Origin of the sequence: Streptomyces sp. NPDC050448 (assembly GCF_040655295.1) — a bacterium.
GTDB lineage: Bacteria > Actinomycetota > Actinomycetes > Streptomycetales > Streptomycetaceae > Streptomyces.
The window spans coordinates 1-1,658 of the sequence record NZ_JBFAJR010000127.1; the positions used below are offsets into that span (position 1 = coordinate 1).

Here is a 1,658-nt window from a genome sequence, read left to right on the forward strand (position 1 = left end):
GTTTCTGACCGGGAGGCGTTGCGGGAGCTGCTGGCCGCCGAGGCCGACACGCTGACGGCTGTGGTGCACACCGCTGGTGTGCTGGATGACGGTGTTCTGGATGCGCTGACGCCGGAGCGGTTCGAGAGCGTGCTGCGGGCCAAGGCCACCTCTGCCCTCAACCTGCACGAGCTGACCGTCGAGCTGGGCATCGAGCTCGACGCCTTCGTCCTCTTCTCCTCCGTCACCGGAACCTGGGGCACGGCCGGTCAGGCCAACTACGCCGCTGCCAACGCCTACCTGGACGCCCTCGCCGAGCAGCGGCGGGCGGCCGGTCTGGCCGCGACGTCCATCGCCTGGGGTCCGTGGGCCGAGGGCGGCATGGCCGCCGACGGAGTGCTTGACGCGCGGATGCGGCGGGGCGGCGTACCGCCCATGAACGCCGAGTCTGCCGTCACCGCCATGGAGCGCGCCCTCGCGGCCAACGACACCGTGGTCTCCGTCGTGGACGTGGACTGGGACCGCTTCGCTCCCGGGTTCACCTCAGTGCGCCCCGGCAAATTCCTCGCCGAACTCCCGGAAGCACGCGCGGCGTTCTCCGCACCGCAGGTCGAGGAGAGCCGGCACGCGCTCGCGCAGCAGCTGGCGGGCCTCTCCGCCGCCGAGAGGGGCCGGCTCCTCCTGGACCTCGTCCGCAAGGAGGTCGCGGCGGTCCTCGGCCACAGCGGTGTGGAAAGCGTCGGTGCGGGGCGGGCGTTCAAGGAGCTCGGCTTCGACTCGCTGACCGCGGTCGAGCTGCGCAACCGCCTCGGTGCCGCCACCGAGCTGCGCCTCCCGGCTACGTTGATCTACGACTACCCGACGTCCGTGGACCTCGCCGAGTACCTGCGGGGTGAACTGCTCGGCATCGAGGCCGCGGTGGCCACCTCCGCGCCTGCCCTCGCGGCCGTCGACGACGACCCGATCGCGATCGTCGCGATGAGCTGCCGCTTCCCCGGTGGTGTCCGCACCCTCGAGGACCTGTGGCGGCTCCTGGCCAGCGGCAGTGACGCCATCGGGGAGTTTCCGGCCGACCGCGGCTGGGACGCCGAGGAGCTGTTCGGGCCGCGGTCCGAGCAGGAGGACTCGTACGCCCGCGAAGGCGGATTCCTCTACGACGTCGCCCAGTTCGACCCGGCTTTCTTCGGTATCTCGCCGCGTGAGGCCCTCGCGATGGACCCGCAGCAGCGGCTGCTGCTGGAGACCTCCTGGGAGGCCTTCGAGCGGGCCGGCATCGACCCGTCGTCGATGCGCGGCACCCAAGCCGGTGTCTTCGTCGGCACGAACGGCCAGGACTACCTGTCGCTCGTGCTGAACTCCGCCGACGGCGGCGACGGCTTCATGAGCACCGGCAACTCCGCCAGTGTCGTCTCGGGCCGCCTCTCCTACGTGTTCGGTCTGGAAGGCCCGGCGGTCACCGTCGACACCGCCTGCTCCGCCTCGCTCGTGGCCCTGCACCTCGCGGTGCAGGCCCTGCGCAGCGGTGAGTGCTCGATCGCGCTCGCCGGTGGTGTGACCGTCATGTCGACGCCGGGTGCGTTCGTGGAGTTCGCCCGTCAGGGCGGTCTGGCCGCCGACGGCCGGATCAAGGCCTTCGCGGCTGCGGCGGACGGTACGGGCTGGGGTGAGGGTGTCGGCAT

General features: G+C 71.5%; 1 protein-coding gene. It reads left to right on the forward strand.

Annotated features, from left to right (window positions below; genetic code table 11):
* A partial coding sequence (locus tag AB0I68_RS39040; protein WP_363182202.1) for a beta-ketoacyl synthase N-terminal-like domain-containing protein occupies positions 1-1,658 on the forward strand: 1,658 nt, incomplete at both ends.